General features: G+C 40.5%; 1 protein-coding gene and 1 pseudogene. One reads left to right on the top strand and one right to left on the bottom strand.

What is annotated here, in order from left to right:
- Nucleotides 1–162: 162 nt before the first annotated feature.
- Nucleotides 163–1,007, bottom strand: a pseudogene (locus tag HT688_RS08080) (IS66 family transposase); the annotation flags it as partial.
- 531 nt (nt 1,008–1,538) lie between these two features.
- Between HT688_RS08080 and HT688_RS08075 the strand changes: the two are divergent.
- The coding region (locus tag HT688_RS08075; protein WP_172923693.1) for a cell wall-binding protein at nt 1,539–4,032 on the top strand (2,494 nt) is incomplete at its 3' end.

Below are 4,032 nucleotides of genomic sequence, written 5' to 3'. Positions count from 1 at the left end.
TGTTATGACGCGCTTACGTAGTAACCGCCCAATAACGAAGTATATTGAAAAATCTCCAGACTAGAGAACTCACGGATAGTTCCTAATCTGGAGATTTCTTATTTGCACTTTTCTTGTACAACTTTATTCCATGGTAAATAAGCCTCTAAAACCTCTTTGTTTACGAGTGCCTGCTTGCTTGGGGGTGGATTCAAAAAACTTCCTTCTCACATGCGCCCAACATCCAACAAGTTCAGCTTCTTCCAGTTGACGATAAGCTTCTAGCGGTTCGCAGTTTACCAAGCTTAGCGTCGCCTTGCTCCTAAACCTTGGACTGCTATCGCATAGGCAGAACTAGAGGACTAAAGTCCTAAGTTACTGCCGCAACATATCACAATGCACATATCCAGAATAATCTCCTAGGAATTCTTGTACTACTGAACCACTTCGACGCTGATCATGGTGGTACAGCGTGATTGCTTGCTTCTCAGCTTTCCCAGACAAAAAAGTCCAATAGTAGGTCAGATGGCTATCACTCTCTAGCACCCTATAAGAAGTTTCATCCGCATGAAGTAAGGGCTGAGTCAATAGTCTCTCTCGCAAGAGGTTATAGAGGGGCTCCAAATAGTATTGACTCGCCTTGATATGCCAATTAGAGATTTCCTTACGTGTGATTGGTAAACCCATCCTAGCCCAATCTTCTTCTTGGCGATAATTGGGGACCTTCAGATTAAACTTCTGATGGATGGTGTGAGCGATAATAGAAGCTGAGCCAAGGCTATGCGCCAAAGGGGCTTTAGGGATAGGAGCTTTCACAATTTTATCACTCGGATTTTTCTCACTGCTTGGCACTTATAAGCGTGTTGGATATGATCTATTCGTTTTAATTGCGCAGGAATAAAGACCAATTCTTGTCCTTGAAGGGTTGCTCCAATCTCTTTTAGATCTCCCTGACAGTCAGGGCAAATACAGTCCTCTAAGCGATGATGAACTTCTTCTGAATCAAATTGGGCAAGATGGAGCCTCATAATCCAGTTTAGCAATGATTTCCTTCTATTAATGATATCCATAATTTGGGCATTAGGATCTTTGATATCGAGTAGTTTTGTGATAAAATGTAATTGTTCCATATGATTCTTTCTAATGATGGTTTGGTTGCTTTTCATTATAGATGATACGGGACTTTTTTCTACAACAAAATAGGCTCCATAATATCCATAGGGGATTTTCCTACTACAAATATTATAGAGCCAAAATCTCCAGCCTAGAGAATTTATGAGGGTCTGAAAGGGTCAGGTATTTATGTTTTGTCATAGTAGAGCTCATTTCTAACTCAAACGTCTCACACTAAATTCCACCATAAAAATCTGTTTTAAACCAATTTCCACTTTGACCAGACTAGGGGGAGTTGTCCGAATCATAATTTTAGATAAATATTGGGAAAATACTTGACATATATGTTGTAGAAGAGTATAATGATGGTGATTCAGGTGATTCAGGTGATTCAGGTGATTCAGGTGATTCAGGTGATTAAAAATAATAATAAAGAGGTGACCTAAATGGGGAAGAAAAAGATGATTTTTGCTAGCCTAGCCAGTGCGGTAGTTTTAGGGGCTAGTCTTACTAGCGTTCAGCAATTGGCTGTAAAAGCTGATGAATCAAATACTACTAACACTAGCAAAGCATCCGAAAAATCTAAAAAGGATCTTGAAAAAGCGGAAGCAGCTAGAAAAGAGGCTGAAGCTAAAGTTGCTGAACTACAGAAAAAAGTAGAGGAAGCGAAAGCCAAAGCTGAAGAAGCTGCTAAGAAAGCAAAATCCGAAGCAGATGATGCTAAAGCTGCAGAAGAGGCAAAAGCAAAAGCTGAAAAAGCTAAACAGGCTGCTGATGCTGAGCTAGCTGCTGCTAAAAAGGAAGAAGCTGATGCTAAAGAAGCAGTGATGAAGGCCTTGACAGAACTTGAAAAGGCTGCCGAAGCTAAAATTAAGGCAGATGACAATATTAAGGACAAAGAAGCAGCTATTAAAAAAGCAAAAGAGAGAATCGGTAAAGAAGATTTACTGAAAGCAATTGAAAGTGGTCAAATCAAGGTCAGTGATGTTGTAAAGGAATTGCCAACAAAGGAAGATGAAGAACGAGTTATTACTAGCAAAGATTCTTCTCTTCCTGAAGAGATAAAAGCTAAAATCAAAAAAGCCGAGGAGGCTGATGCCAAACGTCCACAATCCGAAAAACTGCAAGACAAGGCGGATCAATTGGGGGATGAAATTGACTCTCTAACCAAGCAAGCTAATAAGGCCAAAGCCGAAGCTGAGAAAAAAGCTGCAACTCTGGTAGAAGAGGAGAAAAAACTAGAAGAAGCGAAAGCAGCGCATGAAGCGGCACAAGCTGAATTTGAAAAGGCTTTAGCAGTGGCTGAGTCTTATAAAGAAGATATTGATGCTCGTGTTGACGACTTCAATGACACTCTAAAAAAAGCAAAGGAAGCGAGAGACAACGACCCAGAAGCGAAAGCGAAATATGACCTTGAAGCTGCCTTGACGCAATTTGAAAAGGCTGCAGAAGATAAAATTAGGAAAGATAATAGTATTACTGATAAGGAAGCGGCTATTCAAGCAGCTAAAGCGGCAATCGGTAAGGAAGATTTACTAAAAGCGATTGAAAGTGGTGCTATCAGGGCTACCGAGGTTTTGCAAGACTTGCCAACAGAAGCTGATGAAAAGAACCCTATTGTTAAGAATAGTGATGGTGTTGTCTATGAGTCAGAAAACATGCTTCCTATGGATAAAAAGGAAAAAGTTGAGCAAGCTAACTCTGCAGACAAAGCACGTCCAGAGTCAGAAAAACTGCAAGACAAGGCGGATCAATTGGAAGATGGAATTGACTCTCTAACTAATCAAGCAAATAAACTTAAAGCTGACTTTGAGAAAAAACTTAAAGAACTTGAAAAGAAAAAAGAGGGTTCAGAAGAATATAAAAAACTCAAAGCTGAACTTGACAAAGACTATGAAGTTCTGAAATCTTATAAGGATGAGATTGATTCTCGTACCGAGGAATTCAACCAGACTCTTAAGAAGATAGAAGAAATGAAGAGTCCAGATCAGAAAAAAGAAGATAAAGACAAAGCTGATCTTGAAGCTGCCTTGACAAAACTTGAAAAGGATGCCGAAGCTAAGATTAATGCAGATGATAAGATTAAGGACAAAGCAGCGGCTATTCAAGCAGCCAAAGAGGCAATCGGTAAGGAAGATTTACTAGACGCAATTGAAAGTGGTGCTATCAAGGCTAGTGATGTTTTGAATGAGTTACCAACAGAGGATGCTAAACCTGCCCCTAAAACTGACGGTATGGTTGGTAGTATTAGTAGTCTCCCTGAAGCGCTGAAACAGGCAATTGAAAAAGCCGAAAACGCAGACAAGAACCGTCCAGAGTCAGAAAAACTGCAAGACAAGGCGGATCAATTAGGAGATGAAATTGACTCTCTAACCAAGCAAGCTAATAAAGCCAAAGCCGATCTTGTGCAAAAAGCCAAAGCTCTTGAGGAACAAGAAAGAAAACTCAAAGAAGCAGAGGTAGCTCGTGCAGCAGCAGAAGCTGAATTTAACCAGGCGGATGCCCTTGTCGAATCTTACGCAGAAGATATTAATTCTCGTGTTGATGACTTCAATAAGACGCTTAAAGAAGTAGAGGAAGCAAAAGCTAAGGAACCAGCTAAAACGGAAGAAGAAACTCCAGCTCAACCCAAAGAAGAAGCAGATCCTAGAATTACGGAGTTAGAGCAAAAAGCAGCAGAGTCGAAGAAAACAGCTGATGATGCGACTGCTAAGGCTGAAAAAGAAAATAAGGAAGCAAGAGCAGCTGAAAATTCAAAAGCTGAAGCTGAACAAGCTCAAACAGCTGCTGAAGCTGAACTAGAGAAGGCTAAAGCTGAGGCTGAAAAAGCAAAAGCAAAAGTTGAAGAGCTTGAAAAAGCAGAAAAAGCTGATCAGCAACCATCTGAACAGCCAGCAGAATCAGCTAAACCAGCGGAAGACTCAATGGCAACTCCAGAGC

It is taken from the genome of Streptococcus sp. 1559 (genome assembly GCF_013276735.1).
Taxonomy (GTDB): Bacteria; Bacillota; Bacilli; order Lactobacillales; family Streptococcaceae; genus Streptococcus; species Streptococcus pseudopneumoniae.
This window is presented reverse-complemented; position numbering and strand designations above follow the sequence as displayed.